Source organism: Rhodococcoides fascians A25f, assembly GCF_000760935.2.
In the GTDB taxonomy this organism is placed as follows: domain Bacteria; phylum Actinomycetota; class Actinomycetes; order Mycobacteriales; family Mycobacteriaceae; genus Rhodococcoides.
The window spans coordinates 3287843-3312040 of record NZ_CP049744.1 but is presented as its reverse complement, the minus strand read 5'-3'; the positions used below and the strand labels follow the sequence as shown (position 1 = coordinate 3312040).

Below are 24198 nucleotides of genomic sequence, written 5' to 3'. Positions count from 1 at the left end.
CTACAGGTCGAGCCCCAACAGAGCGTTCTCGACCACCTCGGGCAGTGCCGGGTGAATCCAGTACTGACCACGAGCCATGTCCTGGGCAGACAACCCGAAGCTCATGGCCTGAATGAGGGGTTGGATCACCGTGGGGGCCTGTGCGCCGATGATGTGGGCCCCGAGGATCTTGCCGGTGCCTTTCTCGGCGATGATCTTGCACAGGCCTTCGCTGTCCTCCATCGCCCAGCCGTAGGCGACGTCGCCGTAGTTCTGCACTTTGACCGTGATGTCCAACCCCGCGTCGCGGGCTTGTTCCTCGGTCATGCCCACCTCGGCGATCTGCGGATCTGTGAACACCGCCGCAGGAACGAACCGATGGTCGTACTCGCGCAGTGCCGAGGTGTCGCCGTGCCACGCGTCCTGCAGCAGGTTGTACTGCACGACCCGAGCTTCCTGGTTGGCCACATGCTTGAGCTGGTAAGGGGACGAGACGTCGCCGAGTGCGAACACTCCCTCGGCCGTGGTGCGGCCGAATTCGTCCACCACGATGCGGCCTTCGTCGTCGAGCTCGATGCCGGCCGTGCCCAGATCGAGTCTGTCTCCGTTCGGTTCCCGGCCCACGGCCACGAGGAACGCGTCGCCCAGGACTTTGGTGCCGTCGGCCAGTTCGACGCCGTGCAGCGTGCCCTCGGTCACAGCACGGGTCTCGCCGGCGTCGAGATGGACATCCCACTTGGCGCGCGCCAGTTCGGTGAAGCGCTTGGAGATATCGGCGTCGAGCGCGCGCAGCAGCCCGTCCTTCCTGGCGACGATCGAGACCTTGGAACCGAGGGCCGAGAACACGTGCGCGAATTCTGCTGCGATGTAACCGGATCCGAGAATCACCAGATGCTCGGGAAGCTCCGGCAGCCGCATCACGTCACTGTTGGTGTGATAGGCGACACCCGAATCGGCAATGGCCTGTGGCACCGTCGGACGTGATCCGGCCGCTATGACAACCTGGTCGGCGGTGATGACGGTGCCGGTGCCGGTGTCGATCGTGCGGGGACCGACGAACGTCGCGTGTCCCTCGAACAACGTGACGTTGGGGCTGCCCTCGGCGCGGTATCGCTTCCCGCCCTCGGAGATGGGGTCGATCCGTCCGAAGACGCGGTCGACGATGTCGGGCCAGCGCACCGCGTCGACGTGGGCGTCGACCCCGTACTTCGCCGAGTCTCGCACCGTGCGAGCGACTTCGGCTGCATAGACGAACATCTTGGTGGGGATGCACCCGACGTTGAGACACGTGCCACCGAACGTGGAATTCTCCTCCAGCAGAGCGATCTTCTTGTCGTCGAAGCGCGAATCGGCGATCGAGTTTCCCGATCCGGAGCCGATGATCGCGATGTCGAAATGCTCGGTCATGAAATGTGCCCGCTCTCGCTGTGGTCCTTGCCCGACGCATGGTCGGTGCTCTCTCCTCGGTGCAACCACTCGAGCCATTCGTCCATTTCCTCGAATGCCCGTACCCGCGGGCCCTCGGTGGACAGAAACACGTCGTGGCGGGCTCCCTCGATGGGCACGATCGTCGTACGGTCGCCCAGGCAGCCGGCCCATCGCGCGATCTGGCGAACGTCCAGAACGGCATCCGCGACGTCGACGGCCGAGCTGTAACGGCGGGAGAAGTGCGTCACCTTCGAGCGAAGAATCAGCGAGGGAATGCCGATGTCGAGGCCCCGGTGCAGCTCGGCGTGTCCGTGGCGGACAGCGCGAATCCACCCGAAGGTGATGGGAAAGCCTGCGAGCGGTTTCCAGTCGAGGTCGTAGTCCCATTCGCCGTTCTCCGACGCAGCGAGCGACAAGCCGTATGTGTCGAGCCCACTACCGGGGACCTGCGTCTTGGACCGGAATCGGCCGATCACGTCGATCGCTGCGGTGCCGACACTGCGAATGGCGGGTGGGCCCTGCAGGTCGAACCACGGGCTGTTGAGGACGACTCCTGCCAAGCCCAATCCGGCCGACCCGCCTTCCTGACGGTTGAGGCGGTTCAGCCACAGCGGGAGAACGAGGCCGCCCGTGGAGTGCGCGATCAGCAGGACCGAGGCGTCCGCGCGCTCGGTGCGTACCAGGCTCAGTGCTTCGTTCAACTCGGCGTCGTACATCGCCAGATCGGTCACGAAATGCGCGGTCTGGCCCTCGCGGCGCGAACGCCCGCACTTACGCAGGTCGAGGGCGTAGAACGCGTATCCCTTCTCCGCGAAGTGCTCGGCGATGTGTCGCTGGAAGAAGTAGTCGGTGAAACCGTGAACGTAGATCACCGCGCGGTCGAAGTTCGATGCACCGGACGGTTGATACCGCACCAGTGTGGCCTCGACCTGCCCCTCTCCGTCCGGATCGTCACCGAGTGGAATGGTCGTCTGTTCGTAGCCGTCGCCGAGGACGTCGGGCACCCAGGTAGTCACAGATCACAACTGTAGTGGGCGCCGTGAGCGGCGTCCGTGGAGCACAATCGAGAGCAGATTGACGTGGTGTCCGATGGGGTAGGCCCAGCTAGTAACCTGACCGCATCGGGTGAATAGCCCTCTACAGCAGAGTTCTCCGGTCGAGACCTCCACAGACAAGGAAGTCGATTCTCCAGTGTCCAAAGAAGAGCAGGGTAAGCGGATCAAGACCGACGTCGTTCTGGTCGGTGCCGGAATCATGAGCGCCACCCTCGGTGCGCTTCTCCGTCAGCTCGAGCCGAACTGGTCGATCGACGTCTACGAGCGCCTCGATGCTGCCGCGGCCGAGAGCAGCGACGCGTGGAACAACGCGGGTACCGGCCACTCGGCACTGTGCGAGTTGAACTACACGCCGCAGAACAAGGACGGCAGCGTCGACATCTCCAAGGCGCTCAACGTCAACGAGCAGTTCCAGGTCTCACGTCAGTTCTGGGCCCACGGTATCGAGACCGGCGTGCTCTCCGACGCCAAGAACTTCATCAACCCCATTCCCCACGTGAGTTTCGTGCACGGAGCCGACAACGCGAAATACCTGCGTGCGCGGTACGAGGCCCTCGTCGGCAACCCGCTCTTCGCCGGAATGGAATTCATCGATTCCAAGGACGAGTTCTCGGCGCGACTGCCGTTGATGGCGAAGGGCCGCGACTTCTCCGATCCGGTGGCGCTGAACTGGAGCCAGGAGGGCACCGACGTCGATTTCGGTGCGCTGACCAAGCAGCTCCTCAACTACCTCTCGTCCGCGGGGGGAACGGTGCACTTCGGCCACGATGTGCGCAACATCACCAAGCAGTCCGACGGCACCTGGGACGTCAAGGTCGCCAATCAGCGCACGGGCGTGAAGAAGACCGTCAACGCCAAGTTCGTGTTCGTCGGCGCAGGCGGCGGCGCACTGCACCTGCTGCAGAAGTCCGGTATCGCGGAGATCAAGGGATTCGGCGGCTTCCCGGTCAGCGGTGAGTGGTTGCGGTGCACCAACCCCGAACTGATCGAGCAGCATTCGGCCAAGGTGTACGGCAAGGCCTCGGTGGGCGCGCCTCCCATGTCCGTGCCGCACCTCGACACTCGGGTGATCAACGGTGAACAGGGTCTGCTGTTCGGCCCGTACGCCGGGTGGTCGCCCAAGTTCCTCAAGCAGGGCAAGATCACCGACCTGCCCGGCTCGGTCAAGCCCGGCAACCTGATGTCGATGCTCGGCGTCGGTGTGACCGAACTCGGGCTCGTCAAGTACCTCGTCAGCGAGCTGGCGCAGTCGCAGGCCGATCGGGTGGAGACTCTGCGAGAGTTCGCCCCCTCGGTGATCGGTAAGGACTGGGAGCTCGTCACCGCAGGTCAGCGAGTACAGGTCATCCGTAAGAAGGGTCGCGGCGGTGTGCTCGAGTTCGGCACCGCTGTGGTCAACGCTGCGGACGGCACGATCGCCGGATTGCTCGGTGCCTCGCCCGGTGCGTCCACCGCCGTCCCGGCCATGCTGGACGTGCTCCAGCGGTGCTTCGGCGACAAGTACGACGCGTGGCAGCCCAAGCTCAAGGAAATGGTCCCGTCGCTGGGGGTCAAGCTGGCCCAGAACAGCTCGTTGTTCGACGAGGTCTGGGCCTGGACCTCGAAGACACTGGAGCTGGAAAACTCGCGTGAGCTCGCACAGCCCACGGGTGTGTGATAGCAAAAGGTATGAATACGCAAGCAGCAGCTCTCAAACGATCATGGGCACTAGACCTGTCCAACAACACGTTGTACGACCTGTTGAAGCTGCGTGTCGAGGTGTTCGTGGTGGAGCAGGCATGTGCTTATCCGGAGTTGGACGGGCGTGACCTGCTGACCGAGACACGACACTTCTGGCTCGAACGAGACGGCGAGGTGGTGTGCACCCTCCGTCTGCTCGAGGAGCACGACGACGGAGAGAAGGCGTTCCGCATCGGCCGCCTCTGCACCCAGCGCTCGGCCCGAGGGCAGGGCCACACCACGCGGATCCTGCGGGCAGCGCTCGCCGAGGTCGGCTCCGCGCCGTGCCGCATCAATGCTCAGAGCTACCTCGTCGACATGTACGCCAAGCACGGCTTCCTGCCCGACGGTGAGGAAGTTCTCGAGGACGGTATTCCGCACACCCCGATGCGTCGGGGCGGCGGCACCGCCTGGAGCGAGGCCTGACCTTCCGCAGTACTCGATAATCGGTGAGGTCGTTCCGCAGGCTCCACTCCCGAATTGGTGAGGTCGTTCCGCAGGCTCCACTCCCGGAACGAATGCCACACACGGACCTACCGTGTGTGGCATTCGTTCGTTCGGCGGTAGTGTTCCGTTCGAAGTCGGTTGCGGAGAAGTCCTGTACGAATCAGGCGCGGTCCCGCCACTGTGTTCAGGAGTTTCTTCGCTCGAGCAGATTCTCCTGTCAGCCAGATCGCCGCCCGGCTTCGCGTTTTTCTACCGAACGCCCGGCGCGGAACTCCGGGCACGAAGGGACATAGCTGTGCAGCAAGGTGGAAGTGTTCCCGAACCGGGATATCCGTTCAGTGCGATCGTCGGTCAGGACCGACTGCGCCTGTCGTTGATTCTGTGCGCCGTGCATCCCGGTATCGGAGGCGTGCTGGTCCGCGGCGAGAAGGGCACCGCCAAATCGACGGTGGTGCGTGCGCTCGCGACGCTGTTGCCGGCAGTGGAGGACGAGAACGGATCCCGACCGGCAAAGCTCGTCGAGCTTCCGGTGGGAGCCACCGAGGATCGAGTGGTCGGGTCCATCGACCTCGAGAAGGTGCTGCGTGACGGCGAACGCGCCTTCCAGCCCGGCCTGCTCGCAGCTGCGCACCGCGGAGTTCTCTACGTCGACGAAGTGAATCTGCTGCACGATCATCTGGTCGACGTATTGCTCGACGCGGCCGCGATGGGCCGCGTACACGTCGAGCGTGACGGTGTATCACATTCGCACCCAGCACAATTCGTCTTGGTCGGCACGATGAACCCCGAGGAGGGTGAGCTGCGACCGCAGCTGCTCGACCGGTTCGGTCTCGCAGTGGAGGTGACGGCCTCGCGCGATGTGGATGTTCGGATGAACGTCGTCCGCCGCCGGATGAACTACGAGCGCGATCCGCACGCGTTCGCGGCCCAATTTCGCGACGACGACATCGCGGTGGCCGAGCAGATTCTGGCCGCCCGGAAGATCCTCGACGATGTGGAGTTGAGCGACAAGGAACTTCGGCGTATCGCCGCGCTCTGCGCGTCGTTCGACGTCGACGGCATGCGCGCCGATCTGGTGCTGGCACGCACTGCGTCCGCCCACGCGGCGTGGCGGGGCGCGAGCGAGGTGGCAGAGGAAGACGTGCGGGTCGCTGCGGAACTGGCGCTACCGCATCGGCGTCGACGCGATCCGTTCGACGAGCCGGGCATCGACGACAAGCAGTTGGACGACGCCATGCGCGACGCCGCGGAACAGGCAGAGCAGCAACCGGATCCAGATCCAGACCCGACGCCCGACGGCGACGGGGGAGCGCCGGTGCCGGACAGTGTCGAAGGGACCGAGCGTTCGGAGTCGTCTCCGTCGTCGCCCGACACCGAGACCTCGGGCACCCCTGAGCCACAGCCCTCGGGAGCGGGTAAGGACAAGCAGGCAGGAACTCCGGGTGCTCAGTTCAAGGCCCGGCTGCTCGAGGTTCCCGGAGTAGGAGAGGGCGCGCCGGGTCGACGCTCGCGGTCACGCTCCTCGCACGGACGGTCGGTGCGGCCCACTGTCGAGCGAGGCAAAGGCCTGCATCTGATCGGCACGTTGTTCGCCGCCGCCGAGCATCAGGTCGTCCGCGGCCGTACCTCCGGCCGGTTGAAGCTCGAGCCTGCGGATCTTCGGGGCGCGATCAAGGAGGGGCGCGAGGGCAACTTGATCGTCTTCGTCGTCGATGCCTCGGGATCGATGGCTGCACGAGATCGACTCTCGGCGGTGACCGGTGCGGTGCTGTCACTGTTGCGCGATGCGTATCAACGCCGTGACAAGGTCGCCGTCATCACCGTGCGCGGCACGGAAGCCGAGACGGTATTGCCGCCCACGTCTTCGGTGGATGTGGCCGTGACGCGGTTGCGCAACATGAAGACCGGTGGTCGGTCTCCGTTGGCGCAGGGATTTCTGAAGGCCCGGGATCTGGTTCTGCGAGAACGGGTTCGAGACCCGCTGCGCCGCGCACTGGTGGTGGCGCTGACCGATGGCCGAGCGACCGGAGGCACCGACCCCGTCGGCCGAGCGCGCATTGCCGCAGGACGTATCGCGTCGGACAAGATCGCCTCGGTCGTCGTCGACTGCGAATCGGGAATGGTCCGTCTCGGCCTGGCCGCCGATTTCGCAGCCCGTCTCGGTGGTGGCTACGTGGCGCTGGAGGATCTGTCGGCCGAGCAGGTCACCGCCGTCGTCCGCGCAGCGGCGTAGGGGCGCGCGATGCCTCAGGGTGTACCCGCTCCCGGCACCGTTCCGCAGGACGGACTCACGACGCGTCAGCGCCGTAATCTGCCCGTCCTCGCCGTCCATACCGGCCCGGGGAAGGGGAAATCGACCGCTGCGTTCGGCATGGCGTTGCGGGCGTGGAACCAAGGGTTCGACGTCGGAGTGTTCCAGTTCGTCAAGAGTGCCAAGTGGAAAGTCGGCGAGGAAGCGGCGTTCAGGACTCTCGGCGACCTGCACGAGAGCACCGGTGTCGGCGGAGCCGTCGAGTGGCACAAGATGGGCGAGGGCTGGTCGTGGACTCGCAAGAAGGGCAGCGACGTCGACCACGCCGAGGCGGCAGCCGAGGGCTGGCGGGAGATCGCCCGGCGGATCGAGCAGGAGTCACACCGCTTCTACGTGTTGGACGAGTTCACCTACCCACTCAAGTGGGGTTGGGTCGATGTCGCGGAGGTGGTCGAGGTGCTGACCCATCGACCGGGCAACCAACACGTCGTCATCACCGGACGGGATGCGCCCCGTGAGCTGATCGAGGCCGCGGATCTCGTCACCGAGATGGCCAAGGTCAAGCACCCGATGGATGCCGGCCGCAAAGGGCAGCGAGGCATCGAATGGTGAATCCGTCGTGCCCCGCCGTGGTCATTGCGGCCCCCGCTTCGGGCAGCGGAAAGACGACGGTGGCCACCGGGCTGATGGGCGCACTACGGGCGGCCGGCCGAAAGGTCGCTCCGTTCAAGGTGGGTCCGGATTACATCGACCCCGGCTATCACGGTCTGGCGGCCGGGCTGCCCGGACGCAATCTCGATGCGGTCATGGTGGGTGCCGATCGAATCGGGCCTCTCTTTCGGCACGGCAGCCGGGGCTGCGACATCGCGGTCGTCGAAGGCGTCATGGGACTGTTCGACGGCAAGATCGACATGACCGGCCCCGGGGAGGCGTCCGCCGAGGGGTCGACTGCGCGGGTGGCGGCGATGCTCGGTGCCCCGGTGATCCTCGTGGTCGACGCGCGCGGCCACAGTCAGTCTCTTGCGGCTGTGCTGCACGGTTTTTCGACGTTCGATTCCAGTGTCCGCATCGGCGGAGTGATCCTGAACCGGGTCGGCAGCCAGCGGCACGAGGATGTGCTGCGTCAAGCGTGCGAGCGGGTGGGTGTGCCGGTACTCGGCGCCCTACCGAGAATGAGCGAATTGGTCGTGCCATCACGACATCTGGGCCTGATCACCGCCGTCGAACACGGTGGAGCCGCCACCGATGCTGTCGACGCGATGAGCGCACTGGTGGCGCAGTTCGTCGACATCGAGGCAGTGAGCGCGCTGGCACGATCGTCGATTCCCGCCCCGGAATGGAATCCGGCGGACGAGGTTCGCAGGTCCGAGGGATCGCCGGTCGTTGCGGTGGCCGGTGGGCCCGCATTCACCTTCGGCTACACCGAGCACGTCGAACTCCTGCGCGCAGCCGGGGCCGATGTCGCGGTCTTCGACCCTCTACGCGACGGATTGCCCACCGACACAGCAGCAGTCGTGTTGCCCGGCGGATTCCCGGAGGAGCACGCTGCCGCGCTGGCAGCGAACGAACTGTTGCTCACCGATATCAGGACGGCCGCGGCCCGTGGCTTGCCCGTTCACGCAGAATGCGCCGGATTGCTCTATCTGGCAAAACAATTGGACGGTCATGCAATGGCGGGCGTCATCGATGTCGACGCGGAATTCGGGAACACGCTCACTCTCGGGTATCGCGACGCGGTCGCCCTCGAGGCGTCGCCTCTGTTCGACGCGGGAACCCGTGTCACCGGCCACGAGTTCCATCGCACGAAGCTCGTCTCAGTGCGCGAGGCGGCGTCGGCGGCCTGGGGTTGGCATCGGCAGCGACCGGACGGCAGAACCGCCGCTCGCGAAGGCTTCGTCCGCGGCGGAGTGCACGCGTCCTACCTGCATACACACGCCGCGGGCAACCCCGAGTCCATCACCCGATTCGTCTCCGCCGCAGTCGATTACGCGCGCGTCTAGGGCTCGTCTGCGATGCGGGTGGTGGTCGGAATCGGTGCCCGGTCGGGTGTTGGGGCCGCCGAGATCGTGCGCGTGATCAGGGCCGTCCTGCAACCGAATTGGCGCGTCGAGGCCATCGCATCGATCGACCGGAAAGCGGATCTGGTGGCGGCGGTGGCGTCGAGCATGGGGGTTCGGGGGGTGACCTACTCGGCCGATGAACTGTCGACCGTCGTCACGCCCACCGTGTCGGTCCGAGTGCTGCGTGCCGTCGGAAGTGCCAGCGTCGCCGAAGCAGCGGCACTGCTGGCCGGCGGTTCGACGGAGTTGACGGTACCCAGGTTCGGTCTGGACGGTGTCACCGTTGCCGTTGTCGAGCTCTGCCTTGACGGTGGACAGGGGGTTCGGGCCATCCTGTAGGCATGACCGAGACGATGAAAGCCGTTGCCTACACCCGCTCGCTCCCGATCGACGATCCCGCCAGCCTCACCGATGTGGTTGTCGACGTGCCGAACGTGCGACCGAGGGACATATTGGTAGATGTCAGAGCCGTGTCGGTGAACCCGGTGGACGTCAAGGTCCGCGCAGGCAACGACCCGCACGGCGAGCCGAAAGTCCTCGGGTTCGACGCGGCCGGTGTCGTGCGTGCCGTCGGTGCCGACGTCTCACTGTTCACCCCGGGCGACGAGGTCTACTACGCGGGCGACCTCGGCAGACCCGGGACCGACTCGGAGTTGCATGCGGTGGACGAACGGATCGTGGCGAAGAAGCCGACCACTCTCGATTTCGCAGAGGCCGCGGCGTTGCCACTGACTGCGATCACTGCCTGGGAAGGATTGTTCGACAAACTCCGCATCACTGCCGAGTCCACCGGCACGTTGCTGATGGTGGGGGCCACCGGCGGCGTCGGATCTCTGGTGCTGCAATTTCTTCGGGTTCTCGCTCCCCGAGTGAGGGTGATCGCGACAGCAGCGGACGAGGATGCGGAGAAGTGGGTCCGTTCTCTCGGCGCAGCCGAGGTGGTGAACCATCGGCGCGATCTTCGGGGCGACGTACGACGGGTCGCTCCGGACGGCATCGACTACGTGTTCACTGCGCATTCCGCCGGCCAGGTCGAGATCTATGCGGACCTGTTGACACCGTTCGGGCAGATAGTGGCGATCGACGATCCCGAGACGCTCGACGTTCTCCCGCTGAAGACGAAAGCGATCTCCTGGCACTGGGAGTTCATGTTCGCTCGCCCGATGCACGAGACTGCGGATCTGATTCGTCAGCACGAGCTACTGACCAGGGTGGCCGAGCTCATCGATGAGGGTTCGGTGCGCACCACCGCCACGACGGTTCTTTCTCCGATCGATGCCGAGCAACTTCGCGAAGCACATCGGTTGGTCGAGACCGGGCACGTACGGGGAAAGGTCGTGGTCGCCGCCCGCTCGTGAGGACCGAAACGCGCCACTGACTGGCGAAAGCGGGCCGACGCAGGCAATGTGGATCCAATGACTTCCGACAGCCTTGTCCTGCTCGGCCCGATCGTCCGGTACGTCGGCACCGAGACCGCGACCCTGTGGTTCGAGATGGCCGAAGCGTCGACCGTGACAGTCGTCACCGATGCCGGCGTCCGCGCGGCGGAACGCACGTGGGGTGTCCACGGACACCACTACGCGCTGGTTCCACTCGAGGGCCTGCCCGCCAATTCCGCGGTGTACTACGAGGTGTTCGTCGATGAGCGCAAGGTCTGGCCGCGTGAAGGCCACACTGCGGCCATCCACACTGTCGACGCCCAGGGGCCCGTCACATTGGCGTTCGGATCGTGCCGGCGAGGCGACAACTACAGCGAGGAATCTCTGAAACAGATCGGAGCCGACGCGTTGGCCGGGCTGGGCAACGCGCTGATCGAAGAGGATCCGAGTCGGTGGCCGCAGGCATTGCTGCTCCTCGGTGATCAGGTCTACGCCGACGACCCGTCGCCGGAGATCGTAGAACGGCTGCAGGCTCGGCGTCGCTCCGGCGAGGGCCCGCGGAGTGCCGTGGGAACCGACGCGGAGAACGAGATCTGCGACTTCGAGGAGTACTCCTGGCTGTACCGGGAGTCGTGGGGACTGGAGCCGGTACGGACACTGATGGCGAGCATCCCGTCGTGCATGATCCTCGACGACCACGATCTGCGGGACGACTGGAATTCGTCCGCGTCCTGGCGTCGGGACATCGAGACTCGGCCGTGGTGGAACGATCGCGTGATCGGCGCGTACTCGTCGTACTGGGTGTACCAACACCTGGGCAATCTGTCGCCGAAGGAATTGGCGCAGGACGAGATGTACGCCGCGGTCCGGTCCGCTGCCAGTGACGCGGATCGCGAGAAGTTGTTGGCCGACTTCGCATTACGGATCGACCGCAATCCCGAGACGGGGCGCTGGAGCTTCTACCGCGATTTCGGGGACACGCGTCTGATCATGATCGATTCGCGGTGCTCGCGAAATCTGGATCCGAACAACCGAGAGATGGTGGACGAGAAGGAGTGGGCGTGGGTACGCGAGCGCGCGCTCGAAGCCACTCCACGGCACCTGCTGTTCGGTTCTTCGCTGCCCTACCTCATGCTGCCGGCACTGCACTACCTGGAACAGTGGAACGAGGCTGTGGCGCAGGGAAGTTGGGGTTCCATGCCGGCGAAGGTGGCCGAGAAGATGCGGATCGGCCTCGACCTCGAACACTGGGCCGCCTTCACCAATTCGTTCAACGACATGGCGGCGTTGACGCGTGAGCTCTCTCGCGGCGAGAACAAGCCTGCCTCCATCATGTGGCTGTCCGGCGACGTGCATTGCTCCTACGTGGCGAACGCGAACTTCGGTGTGGGTGGGCGCGATGTTCCTGCCACCTACCAGCTGACCATGTCTCCGTTCCGCAATCCGCTCGATCTCCCTATCCGCGCGGTGAACAAGCTTGCCATCAAACGTCCAGCAGCTCGGATCCTGTCGAAACTCGCTCGAGCCGCGCACGTGGGCCCCTCGGGAGTCGAATGGGAAGCCGAGGCAGGACCGTGGTTCGACAACGGCGTCATGTTGCTGACCCTGCACGGTGATTCGGCGCGGTTGCAGGTGCGCCATGCTCACGTCGACGATGCCGGTGAGCAGGTTCTGACCGAGACATCGACCCTGGCCCTCGCCTAGAGAAGGCTCGGCCCTCGCCCGAAGAGACGAGCGTCGTCGTAAACGATTGGCCATCGCGGTGCCGATGAGGTTGGCTGGTTCGTTGTGGCCCACCTCGAACTCAACGACATCGTGTACTTCCTGCCCGACGGCAGGCAGCTGCTGAACGGAGTCGGATTTCGAGTGGGCGACGGTGCCAAGACGGCGTTGATCGGCCCGAACGGAACCGGCAAGACGACGCTGACGCGGATCATCGCCGGCGACGAGACCGCCGACGAGGGTTCGGTGTCGAGTTCCGGCTCGCTCGGAGTGATGCGGCAGTTCGTCGGTCAATTGCGCGACGACTCGACCGTGCGCGACCTGCTGCTCTCGGTTGCGTCGCCTGCCGTCCGCGCGGCGGCTGCGGCACTCGACGACGCCGAGAACACGATGATCGAGATCGACGACGAGAAGACCCAGATGAAGTACGCCCAGGCGCTGTCGGATTGGGGTGACGTCGGCGGTTACGATCTCGAGCCGTTCTGGGACAAGGTCACCACCGCCGCACTGGGCATGCCGTTCGACCGGGCCAAGTGGCGTGCCGCATCGACGCTCAGTGGCGGTGAACAGAAGCGTCTGGTGCTCGAAGCACTCTTCGCCGGGCCCGACAACCTGTTGCTGCTCGACGAGCCGGACAACTACCTCGACGTGCCGGGCAAGCGTTGGCTCGAGGCGACCATTCGCGACTCGGACAAGTCGGTGTTGTTCATCAGCCACGATCGTGAGCTGATCGCCAACGCTGCGAATCGGATCGTCACCCTCGAGCCGGGAGTGAGCGGTGCTACGTCCTGGGTTCACGGTGGGGGATTCGCGACCTATCACGCCGCCCGCGAGGACCGGAATGCTCGGCTCGACGAATTGCGGCGGAGGTGGGACGAGGAACTGGTCAAGCTTCGTGCGCTGGTGTTGCGACTGCGTGAGAAGGCGAAGTTCAACGACGGGGTGGCCGCCCGGTACCACGCGTCCCAGACCCGTTTGGCCAAGTTCGAGGAGGCCGGACCCCCAGAGGCGGTGCCGCTGAAGCAGCACGTCACCGTTCGACTACGAGGCGGTCGGACGGCCAAACGAGCGCTGGTGTGCACTGCTCTGGAACTGACCGGCCTGATGAAGCCCTTCGACACCGAGATCTGGTACGGAGACCGCGTTGCGGTGTTGGGGTCCAACGGTTCCGGCAAATCGCACTTTCTGCGGCTGCTCGCCAACGGCGGAACCGATCCGGAGAAGGAGCACGAGCCGGTACAGGAATTGGCACTCGACCCGGTGCCCCATACCGGCACGGCGGTCCTCGGTGCGCGAGTGCGCCCGGGACTGTTCGCGCAGACCCACACTCGCCCGGACCTTGCGGGCAACACGTTGCTCGACATCTTGCACATGGGCAACGAACACCGTGACGGCATGGGCCGGGAGGCCGCGGGCCGGGCATTGGACCGCTACGGTCTGGCCCGTGCTGCCGAGCAGTCCTACGACAATCTCTCGGGCGGTCAACAGGCGCGCGTGCAGATCCTGCTTCTCGAACTCTCGGGCGCAACGCTGTTGCTGTTGGACGAGCCGACCGACAACCTCGACCTCATGTCCGCCGATGCCCTGGAGGACGCGATCGCGGCGTTCGAGGGCACGGTGATCGCGGTCACTCACGACCGCTGGTTCGCCCGCAGTTTCGACCGATTTCTGGTGTTCGGCAGTACCGGGCAGGCTTACGAATCCGGTGAGCCCGTATGGGACGAAAAGCGAGTGCAGCGCGCGCGGTAGCGTTTCTTCCCGTGAACGCGACTGACTCTCCCTATCTGGTCGGCCTGAATCTGGACGGTCGACGCGTCGTCGTGGTCGGAGGCGGCACCGTCGCGCAGCGGCGATTGCCGCTGCTCATCTCCTCCGGTGCCGTGGTGCACGTGATCACTCGCGAGGCCACGCCTGCTGTCGAGGCGATGGCGACCGCAGGCCAGGTGACGCTCGAGTTGCGCGACTACCGCGAGGGTGACCTCGCCGACGCCTGGTACGCCATCGCCTGCACGGACGAGGCCGACACCAACGTCGCCATCGTCGCCGAGGCCACCGCGTCCAAGATCTTCTGCGTCCGGGCCGACATCGCCAAGGACGGTACGGCGGTCACTCCGGCCTCGGCCGAGTGGGACGGCTTGACCCTCGGTGTGCTCGCGGGAGGCGAGCATCGGCGTTCCGCGGCAGTGCGCAACGCCGTGATCGAGGCCCTGCAGTCCGGCGTCGTCGCCGACTCGGCCCACGCGCCGATGACCGGCGTCGCGCTGGTCGGTGGAGGCCCGGGCGACCCGGATCTCATCACTGTCCGAGGCCGCAGACTCCTTGCCTACGCCGACGTCGTGGTGGCCGATCGCCTTGCTCCGCCCGAGCTGCTCGCCGAACTGGGTCCGCATGTCGAGGTCATCGACGCCTCGAAAATTCCGTACGGGCGTGCCATGGCGCAGGAAGCGATCAATCAGGCATTGATCGACGGTGCCAAAGCGGGCAAATTCGTCGTTCGGCTCAAGGGCGGCGACCCCTATGTCTTCGGTAGAGGATACGAGGAGCTCGAAGCCCTCGCTGCCGAGGGAATCCCGGTGACCGTCGTGCCCGGCATCACCAGTGCCATCTCGGTGCCCTCGTCTGCGGGCATCCCGGTGACGCATCGCGCCGTCACCCACGAGTTCGTGGTCGTCAGTGGACACGTGGCACCCGATCACCCCGATTCACTGGTCGACTGGGACGCCCTCGCCAAGCTCAAGGGCACGATCGTGCTGCTGATGGCCGTCGAGCGGATCGGGAAGTTCGCCGACGTGCTCGTCGCCGGTGGACGGCCGTCCGACACCCCGGTCATCGTTGTGCAGGAGGGCACCATGCGTACGCAGCGTGAAGTTCGGGCGGACCTGAGCACCGTCGCCGAGGCCGTTCGCGAAGCAGGGATCAGACCTCCTGCCATCGTGGTTATCGGGACCGTTGCCGGTTTCTCCGTGAACGCCGGTAACGTGAACGCTCGTGCCTGAGTCATCGATGTCCCAGACCTCCGCCACCGAGATCGAATATCCGGTGACGACCCGAGCGTTCGGGATGGCGATCATCGTCCTGAGTGGCCTGCAGCTGATGGTGGTGCTCGACGGCACCGTCGCCAACCTGGCCCTGGCACCCCTGCAGGCCGATCTCGGGCTGTCCGACGCCGGGCGCAACTGGGTGCTGACCTCGTACGCTCTGGCCTTCGGCGGGCTGATGCTCCTCGGCGGCAGACTCGGTGATGCGTTCGGTCGAAAGAAGATGTTCCTGGCCGGCGTGGTGCTGTTCACTATCGCGTCGTTGCTGTGTGGTCTCGCGGTCAACGAAGCCACGCTCGTCGCGGCCAGGGCCCTGCAGGGGGTGGGGGCCGCAGTGGCGTCGCCCACGGCGTTTGCGCTGGTGGCAACCACCTTCGCGCCCGGCCCGGTGCGCAATCAAGCCATTGCGATCTACGCGGCCATGACGGGTGTCGGCTCCATTGCCGGACTCATCATCGGCGGTGCGTTGACCGAGGTGTCCTGGCGCTGGATCTTCCTGATCAATGTGCCGATCGGCGTGGTCATCGTGGTGCTCGCGGTCGTGTCGCTGCAGGAGACGGTGGGCGCAAGATTGCCCCTCGACGTTCCCGGCGCGATTCTGGCCACGCTGGGCTGCACCGGCGTGGTCCTGGCCTTGAGCGAGGGCACCGAACTGGGCTGGACCAGCCCGATCGTCATCGTCTCGCTGATCGCGGGATTGCTCTTCCTCGGATTGTTCCTGCTTGTCGAGCGTCGTGCCGACAATCCGCTGCTGCCGTTCTCGCTGTTCCGCAACCGGGATCGGGTCGCGACGTTCGTGGCCATCTTCTTCGCCGGCGGAGTGATGTTCTGCCTCGCCGCGTACGTGGCCCTGTTCGTCCAGGACATCCTGGGATACAGCCCGCTTCATGCCGGTCTGGCGTTCGTGCCGTTCGCCTTCGGCCTCGGTGCCGCGGCGTTCCTGGCCTCGCAACTGGTGACCCGAATCGCTCCCCGCTGGTTGATTCTGAGCGGTGCCGTCATCATGGTCGGCTGGCTCATGGTGTCGGTCACGACGATGAACGCGGACTCGTCGTATTTCCCCGGACTGTTCTTTCCCGTCATCGGCATCGGCTTCGGTGTCGGCCTGACGGTGGTGCCGCTACCGCTGTGCGCCATCGCCGGGGTCAGCCCCACCGAGATCGGGCCGTTGACGGCGATTTCACTGGTTGCCCAAACTCTCGGTGGCCCGTTGGCCCTGGCCGTCATCGGAGCGCTGGTCACCTCGCGCACCATCTCGCTGGGCGGAATCTCCGGGCCCGCGACACTGATGAACGAGGGCCAACTCGATGCACTGAGCTCGGGCTACATGTTCGCTCTGTTCTGCTGCGCAGTCTGCGCCGTGATAGCCGGCTTCGCGGCCCTCTTCATCCGATTCACCCCGCAGCAGGTCGCCCAGGCGCAGGCAGCTCAGGAAGTCGCCCAGAAAGGCTGACGAGCAGGGCTGATCACACGCCCAGAACGGCCTTCGCGATGAGGAAGTAGACGATCAGACCCGTTGCGTCGCAGAAGGTCGAGATGAACGGCGTCGAGAAGACGGCCGGATCCACGCCGATCTTCTTGGCAACCAACGGCATGGCACCGCCGACGGTGGCCGCAATGGTGCAGATCGACAGCAGGGTACTTCCGATAACCAGTCCGAGGTGCCAGTCGTAGACGAGTCCTGTGATGGCGAAGCCCAGGGTGCCGAGCATCGCACCCATGGTCGCGCCGACGCGAACCTCTCGAAACAGCACTGCGGCAATGTCGCGCGGACGGACGTCGCCGAGTGCCAGGGCTCGGGTCACGGTGGTCGCTGCCTGCGAGCCCGTGTTGCCTCCGGTCCCGGTCAACAGAGGGATGAACAGGGCGAGAGTGACCACGGCGGCAAGAGCATGCTCGAAGATCTCGAGTACCTGCACCGTGAGAATTGCCGACAATGCCAGGACCAGTAGCCACACCACACGGGAGCGAACGATGGCGAGCACCGGTGTGGACAGGTAGGGACGCCGTAGTGGCTCCGAGCCGCCTGCCCGGGCGGCGTCCTCGTCCTCTGCCTCCTCGAGGATGCGCGCGGACTGCTCGAGGGTGAGAATGCCGATCAGCCGTTCCTCTGAGTCGACGACCACCACCGCGGGACTACGGTGCTCGAAGCACAGCCGGGACGCGATCTCGGCGGACGAGTCCGCCTTCACCACCGGGTGATCCGAGTACAGATCGCCCACCGGGGTCGACGGCGCCGCGGTCGCCAGGTCGGCAAGAGTCACCACACCGACCAGCGTGCGGTGCTGGTCGGTGATCGGCAGGAGGTAGACCGATTCGGCATCCGCGCCGGTACGACGAACAGCATCGAGCGCCTCGGCCACCGTGGTATCGGAGTGCACGCGTACGTATTCGGGGCTCATCCGTCGACCGACCGATCCCCGGTCGTAGCCCAACATGGGTGCCGTCAGCGCTCGCTCCGCGGCGGAGAGTCCGCTCATCATCCGGTGCGCGACGTTGGACGGAAGTTCGTCGAGCAGTTCGACTCGGTCGTCCGGGTCGAGGTCCTCGAACAGCGCGATGACGTCGTCACTACGCAGGCTCTCGAACAACTCGCTGCGCACCGTGGCGTCGAACCTCTCGAACACCGACACCGCCTCGTCCTTGGGCAGTAGGCGAAAGAGCACCGCGCGGCGAGCGGAGTCGACTCGCTCGAGTATCCGAACCGCATCGGTCGTCGACACGCCTGTCATCAACGTCGACAGCGCGGCCATGTTGCGCTCGGAGAGCAATTCCGAGGTTCTTGTCATGATGTCGTCGAGAGTCTCGGGCACAGAATCATTTTGCCTTGCGAACCGGCAGTGGAATCACACCTCAGCGCGAGAGGTCGGCCCGATCCGCAGCCGCCTGGCCCGAGTCCCAGCCCTCCGCGTCCAGGCGCGGACCGCGCATCGGCTTCGCCGTCGGGAACAATCGATCGAACTCGGCCTCCACTGCGACCGTTTGCGCCGCCAGTATCGGTAGTAGATCACCGGAGTCGTGGCGCGCCTCCTCGAGTACGTGCGCATCGGCGTCGGTCAGGCGATCTCCGACTCGGATCGCATATGCGTACAGGAAGGCCTTCCCGAAGGCAGCCGACCCGGCTTTCTTGCGCTTCTTCGCTTCCGGCGAATGACCGAGGGCGCGGGTTGCCTGGACCAGCAGGGAGGTGAACAGCAATTCGGTCTGTTCCACGTCCACCGGGGCACCCACCAGGGTTGCGACGGCGAACTCGGAGTCCCAGATCGCCTTGACGCGGTTGGCAGTTCCGACGACGTGCAGCAGTTGCGCCTTGGCTGGGGCATGGGGGCCGTCGACATGTACCCGTCGGCCGTGAATATCGATGTGGCCCTGCGAGAGCAGCATGGTGTCGATGGAGTAGCGCGTCATCAACTCCTGCGCCTTGGCCGTCAACGTTTCGGCCTCCTCCTCGAAGTCCGTGGCGTCGGCTTTGGCCAACAGACCACGAATCTTGCTCAGCATCTTGGTGTTCGGCGAGTCGGAGCCGGAAACACCCTGCAGCGTGGGACGAGTGCGCGGCCACTGGGACGGCTTGGGGCCGAGCTGAGGCCATCGGGGGAGTGTCTGCCATTGCCCGAGCAGGGTGAGCACATCGAGCCACTGATCACTGGCGGCGATGTAGTCGGACTTGCCGGAGGAGGTGAGGTATGCCGTCAGGAAGTCGGGGGTGGACTCGACCCTCGTCGCAACTTTCGGGAACTGCTCGCAGATGGACGACATCTGATCCACCCAGTCCTGCGGGGCCCGCGAATCCGCATCGGTGAGATCGGCTTGATGCAGCAGTGCCGCCGCCGCCAGGGTGGCCACGGCCACCGTGTGCTGACGCCGCACGACATGCACCAGATCTATGGGCTGCCAACCGTTTTCGTACATCGTCTCGATCATGTTCGTCAGTGCCAGAGAGCCGAGTGCGGTCGCGTCCATCGACACCAGCCGATCGGCGACGTCGTCAGCGACGCGTTGGCTCTTGGTCTTGCCCACGGACGCGTCGGCACCGCGGCGGAGCAGACCGGGGATATCGCTCATTCGGTGAGCACGATCAGCTCGGTCGACGACGCCACTTCGACTCGAAGACCCGCTTTCGATGCCACACGCGCAACGGCTTTCACGTCTTTGGGCTCGGCGGTGGTCAGCGTCAACGCGCGTGCCAGCAGTCCCTTGTGATGCTTGTTGAAGTGGCTCACCACCGATCGGCTGCCGTCGGGCTTCTCGGTGAGCACCGTAGCGGTGATCGCGCCGGGAACGGGACCGAGCTGTTGATAGGTGCCGGAGCGGAGGTCGACGACGATGCCCTCGTCCTCGGCGAGGATCGCGTCGGACAGTTCCGGCTTCCAATGTGATCGCAGTGTGCCGAAGTCGGGAATCGTCGATCCGCCGGAGAGCCGGTAGGACGGAATCGGATCGGACGCCCGGACGGCCCCGAACAGCGCCGATCCGATCCACAGTCTCGCGTGTGCGCGGGCGCGGCCGGCCCTGGTGAACGACGGCGCATCGAGTGCGTCGTAGAGCACGCCGGTGTACCGCTGCAGGGCGGGCGTGGTGGGGGAGGACCACAATCGGGCGTTGCGTTCGATCTCGTCGACCTGGGTGGGACCGAGGCCGAGTGCCGTGATGGAGGCATCGACGTCGCCGGACAACTCGACCAGGGCATCGGCGAGCTTTCGGCGAAGGGGCAGCAACGACGGCAACGCCAGTCGGTCCAGATCGAGGGGTGCTCCGGAACCACCGTCGGACTTCGTCTCGGAGGGAGGAAGGAGAATCAGCACGATGGTCAAGGCTACTCACTGCACGGCCACCTGCTCACAGGTGCTGCGCAACCGACTAGTCTGACAACCCGTGATCACCCGTCTTTCGCAGCTGTTCCTCCGTACCCTTCGCGACGACCCGGCCGACGCCGAGGTCGACAGCCACAAGCTGTTGGTTCGCGCCGGCTACGTTCGTCGTATCGCGCCGGGTGTCTACTCGTGGCTTCCCCTCGGTTTGCGGGTCCTTCGCCAGGTCGAGCGCGTGGTACGCGAGGAGATGAACGCCATCGGTGCGCAGGAGATCTCGCTGCCCGCCCTGCTGCCGCGCGAGCCCTACGAGACGACGAATCGGTGGACCGAGTACGGCGACGCACTGTTCCGGTTGCAGGACCGCAAGGGCAACGACATGCTGCTGGGGCCCACCCACGAAGAGCTGTTCGCGCTGACGGTGAAGGCCGAGTACAACTCCTACAAGGATCTTCCGGTCACGCTGTACCAGATCCAGACGAAATACCGCGACGAGGAGCGTCCCCGCGCAGGCATTCTGCGCGGGCGCGAATTCGTCATGAAGGACTCGTACTCCTTCGATATGGACGAGGACGGACTGAAGAAGTCCTACGCCGCCCACCGTGAGGCCTACCAGCGCATCTTCGCCAGGCTCGGCGTCTCCTACGTCATCGTCGCTGCGACGTCCGGTGCCATGGGCGGCAGTGCATCCGAGGAATTCCTCGCCGAGAGCGACATCGGCGAAGACACGTACGTTCGATGCGTCGAGTCGGGTTACGCGGCGAATGTCGAGGCCGTCACGACACCGGCACCCGAGCCGATCCCCATCGAGGGGCAGCCGGCTGCAGTCGACTACGAGACGGGCGATACCCCGACCATCGCGACTCTCGTGGAGTGGGCCAACGGTGCCGATCTGGGCCGTACCGTCACCGGGGCCGACACTCTCAAGAACATCCTGCTCAAGGTTCGTAATGCCGAGGGGGAGTGGGAGTTGCTCGCCGTCGGGCTGCCCGGCGACCGTGAGGTGGACGAGAAGCGGCTCGAAGCATCGCTCGAACCCGCCGAGTTCGCCTTGCTGACCGACGCGGACTTCGCGTCCAATCCGTTCCTGATCAAGGGGTACATCGGACCGCGCGCGTTGCAGGCCAACGGTGTTCGCTACCTCGTTGATCCGAGGGTCGTCGACGGGACGTCGTGGATCACCGGCGCGGATGTCGAGGGCAAGCATGTGGTGAACCTCGTGGCCGGTCGTGACTTCGTTCCCGACGGCACCATCGAAGCGGCCGAGGTGCGCGACGGTGACATGTCTCCCGACGGTCGTGGTCCGCTCGTCAGTGCCCGCGGGATCGAGATCGGACACATTTTCCAGCTCGGGTACAAGTACACCGACGCGTTCTCGGTCGATGTCCTCGGCGAGGCCGGCAAGCCCGTCCGCCTGGTGCAGGGGTCCTACGGCGTCGGTGTCTCGCGTCTGGTCGCTGTGATCGCCGAGCAGATGCACGACGACAAGGGACTGCGGTGGCCGTCGGAGGTTGCGCCTGCCGATGTTCATCTGGTGATCGCGAACAAGGACGACGCTGCGCGTACGGGTGCGGAATCCATTGCATCGCAATTGGATACGCAAGGAATCGAGGTTCTGTTCGACGATCGCAAGGCGTCGCCGGGAGTGAAGTTCAAGGACTCGGAACTGATCGGCGTTCCGCTCGTGGTCGTTCTCGGCCGCGGCTGGGCCGACGGCAAGGTCGAGATCCGCGACCGCTTCTCCGGTGAGAGTCGCGAACTGGACGTCGATTCGGCGGTCGAGGAGATCGTGAAGGCCGTGCGGCACACCCCGTAGGACTTCTCTCGCGATCTTTCTGCGCGGTCGTTTACCCGCTGGTAGCTTCGGGTCAACGACTAGGAGAGGTCACACCGTGGCTCAGTATTCGCTGTTCGATCCGACGACTTTCGACCCGGCCGAGCTCGACGAAGACTCTCGCCGACAGCTGCGCGCACTGATCGAGTGGTTCGAGAGCCGCGGTAAAGGCAGGCTGTTGGCGGACGATCTCGACAGCGTCTGGCCCGCAGACTTTCTGGAATTCGTCGCCGAGCAGAAGTTGTTCGCGACGTTCTCCACACCCGCCGCGTACGCCGACGGATTGCCGAACACACGATGGGACGCCGCGCGCAACGCTGCGCTCAGCGAGATTCTCGGGTTCTACGGTCTGGCGTACTGGTACACCTGGCAGGTCACCGTCCTCGGGCTCGGGCCGATCTGGATGAGTGCGAACGACGACGCCAAGCGCCGTGCCGCAGCCGAGTTGGACCGCGGTGGAGTCATGGCCTTCGGCTTGTCCGAGCGGGCACACGGTGCCGACGTGTATTCCACCGACATGCTGTTGACGCCCTCGGCCGACGACGCCGACCTCGAGTTCACCGCGTCGGGGGAGAAGTACTACATCGGAAACGGCAACGTGGCCGGGATGGTGTCGGTGTTCGGTCGGCGCACCGATATCGAGGGACCGGATTCGTACGTGTTCTTCGTAGCCGACAGCGCGCATCCCGCGTATCAGTTGCGCGAGAGTGTCGTGCACGGCCAGATGTACGTCAGTACGTTCTCGCTGGAGAGCTACCCCGTCCGTGGGCAGGACATTCTGCACACCGGTGCCGATGCCTTCTCGGCGGCACTGAACACGGTGAACGTCGGCAAGTTCAACCTCTGCACCGGTTCGGTCGGCATCTGCGAGCATGCGTTCTACGAGGCGATCACACATGCGAACAACAGAATTCTCTACGGAAATCGCGTCACCGATTTTCCGCACGTGCGCAGCGCATTCGTCGACGGTTACTCGCGCCTGATCGCGATGAAACTCTTCAGCGCCCGCGCGGTGGACTACTTCCGCGCTGCCGGACCCGAGGACCGGCGCTACCTGCTGTTCAATCCGATGACCAAGGCGAAGGTCACCTCGGAGGGCGAAACCGTCGTTCGGCTGCTGCACGACGTCATCGCAGCCAAGGGGTACGAGAAGAACACCTACTTCCGTGAGGCCGCCCAGCTGATCGGAACGCTTCCCAAGCTCGAGGGCACCGTGCACGTCAACGTTGCGCTGATGCTCAAGTTCATGCCGGCGTACATGTTCTCGCCCACCGACTACCCCGACGTCGGCACCCGAACCGAGCCGGTCGACGACAGTTTCTTCTTCGCTCAAGGCCCGGCTAGGGGCGCGAGCTCGGTGCGGTTCCACGACTGGAATCCGGTGTACCAGAAGCACTCCGGTATCCCCAATGTCGGACGGTTCTACGAGCAGGCGCAGGCGTTCAGGTCGTTTCTCGCCGAGTGCGCGCCCGACGAAGCGCAGCAGAAGGACCTCGACTTTCTGCTCGGGGTGGGCCACCTGTTCTCGCTCGTCGTCTACGGTCATCTCCTGCTCGAGCAGGCCGACGAGATCTCGAACGAGATGATGGATCAGATCTTCGATTTCCAGATCAGGGACTTCTCCGGCTATGCCGTCGCTCTGTACGGAAAGCCGTCGTCGACTGCTGCGCAACAACAGTGGGCTCTTGATTCGATTCGTAAGCCGGTGGTCGACGGCGACCGTTTCGAGACGGTGTGGAACGAGGTCGTCTCGTACGACGGTCGGTACGAGATGCGTCCCTAGCCTTTACAGCAGTCCGGGATCGGCCGGAACGAGCTTGGTTCCGAACGCACACATCGTCATCTCGTGCAGCCCAGCGCTGTCTTCCGGATGCTCCGGTGCCTGCATCGATATCAGGACATTGAGCAGCATTCCGTGCGCGATGAACTGCCGTGCCTGATCTTCCGAACACCCGGTCCCGTTGCGGATCTGGCTGTAGATCGCGCCCATTCCTTCTCTGGCCTGACGGCCGATCTCGGGTACCGCCCCTGCGCCGAACCCGTGCATCATGACCATCAGCAGGTCGCGATCGGCCACCAGATCGGCGTAGGCACCGCCGAGGTCGGCCCAGGTCTCGTCGTCGGCTGGGTCCAGGGGGCCCGAGGCCAGCACTCCGTCGAACGCCGTCATGATGCCGTCGATGGAGCGTTGGAAGACCAGCCGAAACAATTCGACCTTGGTTCCGAACATGCGGACCACGTACGGCTGCGATACGCCCGCTTCCTTCGCCACCGCATCGGTACTCGTTCCGGCGAACCCGCCGCGTGCAAACGCACGTGTTGCGGCGTCGAGGACGAGTTCTCGACGGTCGGCCGCGTCCATCCGGGTTGCTCTGGGCTTGGGCGTAGGAGTGTCGGACATGTTGACAGGTTATCAGTCGATAACTTACGGTCGTTCGTAAGTAATCATTCGATGCTTACAAACTCGAGACGGGA

19 protein-coding genes are annotated in these 24198 nt (G+C 65.0%); 13 read left to right on the top strand and 6 right to left on the bottom strand.

Annotation, left to right across the window (positions count from 1 at the left end):
- Complete coding sequence (mtr, locus tag BH93_RS15555) at positions 1-1386, bottom strand: mycothione reductase (RefSeq protein WP_037174003.1); 1386 nt, start codon at positions 1384-1386, stop codon at positions 1-3.
- Positions 1383-2423 (bottom strand): alpha/beta hydrolase, encoded by a 1041-nt coding sequence (locus BH93_RS15550; protein WP_037174002.1) that lies wholly within the window; start codon positions 2421-2423, stop codon positions 1383-1385. The genes mtr and BH93_RS15550 overlap by 4 nt, the downstream gene beginning before the upstream one ends.
- Positions 2424-2598: 175 nt before the next feature.
- On the opposite strand from BH93_RS15550, the gene mqo reads away from it, so the two are divergent.
- The 11 genes from mqo to BH93_RS15495 all read left to right on the top strand — a co-directional run bounded on the left by mqo (position 2599) and on the right by BH93_RS15495 (position 16531).
- Positions 2599-4119, top strand: coding sequence for a malate dehydrogenase (quinone) (gene mqo / locus BH93_RS15545; protein WP_037173996.1), 1521 nt, complete (start codon positions 2599-2601; stop codon positions 4117-4119).
- An 11-nt stretch (positions 4120-4130) separates the two neighbouring features.
- On the top strand, positions 4131-4607 hold the full coding sequence (locus tag BH93_RS15540; RefSeq protein WP_032377066.1) for a GNAT family N-acetyltransferase: 477 nt from the start codon (positions 4131-4133) through the stop codon (positions 4605-4607).
- Positions 4608-4917: 310 nt separating this feature from the next.
- Positions 4918-6861 carry a magnesium chelatase subunit D family protein gene (locus BH93_RS15535; RefSeq protein WP_080739067.1) on the top strand — a complete coding sequence of 648 codons (1944 nt, stop codon included), beginning with the start codon at positions 4918-4920 and terminating at the stop codon, positions 6859-6861.
- 9 nt (positions 6862-6870) lie between these two features.
- On the top strand, positions 6871-7491 hold the full coding sequence (gene cobO, locus BH93_RS15530; RefSeq protein WP_032403206.1) for a cob(I)yrinic acid a,c-diamide adenosyltransferase: 621 nt from the start codon (positions 6871-6873) through the stop codon (positions 7489-7491).
- Positions 7485-8879, top strand: a complete 1395-nt coding sequence (locus BH93_RS15525) for a cobyrinate a,c-diamide synthase (RefSeq protein WP_037173993.1) — start codon at positions 7485-7487, stop codon at positions 8877-8879. Before cobO ends, BH93_RS15525 begins: the two co-directional genes overlap by 7 nt.
- A gap of 12 nt (positions 8880-8891) precedes the next feature.
- Positions 8892-9278 (top strand): cobalamin biosynthesis protein, encoded by a 387-nt coding sequence (locus tag BH93_RS15520; protein ID WP_052065110.1) that lies wholly within the window; start codon positions 8892-8894, stop codon positions 9276-9278.
- A 2-nt stretch (positions 9279-9280) separates the two neighbouring features.
- On the top strand, positions 9281-10297 hold the full coding sequence (locus tag BH93_RS15515; protein WP_037173992.1) for a zinc-binding alcohol dehydrogenase family protein: 1017 nt from the start codon (positions 9281-9283) through the stop codon (positions 10295-10297).
- Between the two features lie 57 nt (positions 10298-10354).
- The gene (locus BH93_RS15510; protein ID WP_032403209.1) at positions 10355-12022 is read left to right on the top strand and encodes a DUF7800 domain-containing protein; all 1668 of its coding nucleotides are present in this window, start codon (positions 10355-10357) and stop codon (positions 12020-12022) included.
- A gap of 84 nt (positions 12023-12106) precedes the next feature.
- Positions 12107-13789, top strand: coding sequence for an ATP-binding cassette domain-containing protein (locus BH93_RS15505; protein WP_032403210.1), 1683 nt, complete (start codon positions 12107-12109; stop codon positions 13787-13789).
- An 11-nt stretch (positions 13790-13800) separates the two neighbouring features.
- Positions 13801-15036 (top strand): uroporphyrinogen-III C-methyltransferase, encoded by a 1236-nt coding sequence (cobA, locus tag BH93_RS15500; protein ID WP_037174396.1) that lies wholly within the window; start codon positions 13801-13803, stop codon positions 15034-15036.
- A 7-nt stretch (positions 15037-15043) separates the two neighbouring features.
- Entirely contained in the window at positions 15044-16531 is a 1488-nt protein-coding gene (locus tag BH93_RS15495) for an MFS transporter (protein ID WP_037173989.1), read from the top strand.
- 13 nt (positions 16532-16544) lie between these two features.
- Here BH93_RS15495 and mgtE read toward each other — a convergent pair whose 3' ends face one another.
- From mgtE to yaaA, 3 genes are read right to left on the bottom strand one after another with little or no spacing between them, the layout of a single operon-like run.
- Positions 16545-17891 carry a magnesium transporter gene (gene mgtE / locus BH93_RS15490; protein ID WP_155290947.1) on the bottom strand — a complete coding sequence of 449 codons (1347 nt, stop codon included), beginning with the start codon at positions 17889-17891 and terminating at the stop codon, positions 16545-16547.
- A gap of 40 nt (positions 17892-17931) precedes the next feature.
- Complete coding sequence (locus tag BH93_RS15485) at positions 17932-19143, bottom strand: DUF2786 domain-containing protein (RefSeq protein ID WP_037173987.1); 1212 nt, start codon at positions 19141-19143, stop codon at positions 17932-17934.
- Complete coding sequence (gene yaaA / locus BH93_RS15480; RefSeq protein ID WP_037174393.1) at positions 19140-19883, bottom strand: peroxide stress protein YaaA; 744 nt, start codon at positions 19881-19883, stop codon at positions 19140-19142. The genes BH93_RS15485 and yaaA overlap by 4 nt, the downstream gene beginning before the upstream one ends.
- Before the next feature lie 70 nt (positions 19884-19953).
- Here yaaA and BH93_RS15475 point away from each other — a divergent pair, with 70 nt between their 5' ends.
- Together BH93_RS15475 and BH93_RS15470 are read left to right on the top strand one after the other, a co-directional pair.
- Positions 19954-21705, top strand: coding sequence for a proline--tRNA ligase (locus tag BH93_RS15475; protein WP_037173984.1), 1752 nt, complete (start codon positions 19954-19956; stop codon positions 21703-21705).
- A 76-nt stretch (positions 21706-21781) separates the two neighbouring features.
- Entirely contained in the window at positions 21782-23506 is a 1725-nt protein-coding gene (locus tag BH93_RS15470; RefSeq protein ID WP_037173983.1) for an acyl-CoA dehydrogenase family protein, read from the top strand.
- Between the two features lie 3 nt (positions 23507-23509).
- On the opposite strand, the gene BH93_RS15465 is transcribed toward BH93_RS15470, so the two are convergent.
- Positions 23510-24124, bottom strand: a complete 615-nt coding sequence (locus BH93_RS15465; protein ID WP_032377077.1) for a TetR/AcrR family transcriptional regulator — start codon at positions 24122-24124, stop codon at positions 23510-23512.
- Positions 24125-24198 lie beyond the last annotated feature (74 nt).

What these genes read in the sequence shown, in the direction of transcription:
- mtr (WP_037174003.1), bottom strand. Translation starts at nt 1,386, where the DNA reads ATGACCGAGCATTTCGACATCGCGATCATCGGCTCCGGATCGGGAAAC.
- BH93_RS15540 (WP_032377066.1), top strand. Translation starts at nt 4,131, where the DNA reads ATGAATACGCAAGCAGCAGCTCTCAAACGATCATGGGCACTAGACCTG.
- cobO (WP_032403206.1), top strand. Translation starts at nt 6,871, where the DNA reads ATGCCTCAGGGTGTACCCGCTCCCGGCACCGTTCCGCAGGACGGACTC.
- BH93_RS15525 (WP_037173993.1), top strand. Translation starts at nt 7,485, where the DNA reads ATGGTGAATCCGTCGTGCCCCGCCGTGGTCATTGCGGCCCCCGCTTCG.
- BH93_RS15520 (WP_052065110.1), top strand. Translation starts at nt 8,892, where the DNA reads ATGCGGGTGGTGGTCGGAATCGGTGCCCGGTCGGGTGTTGGGGCCGCC.
- BH93_RS15515 (WP_037173992.1), top strand. Translation starts at nt 9,281, where the DNA reads ATGACCGAGACGATGAAAGCCGTTGCCTACACCCGCTCGCTCCCGATC.
- BH93_RS15510 (WP_032403209.1), top strand. Translation starts at nt 10,355, where the DNA reads ATGACTTCCGACAGCCTTGTCCTGCTCGGCCCGATCGTCCGGTACGTC.
- BH93_RS15495 (WP_037173989.1), top strand. Translation starts at nt 15,044, where the DNA reads ATGTCCCAGACCTCCGCCACCGAGATCGAATATCCGGTGACGACCCGA.
- BH93_RS15485 (WP_037173987.1), bottom strand. Translation starts at nt 19,143, where the DNA reads ATGAGCGATATCCCCGGTCTGCTCCGCCGCGGTGCCGACGCGTCCGTG.
- BH93_RS15465 (WP_032377077.1), bottom strand. Translation starts at nt 24,124, where the DNA reads ATGTCCGACACTCCTACGCCCAAGCCCAGAGCAACCCGGATGGACGCG.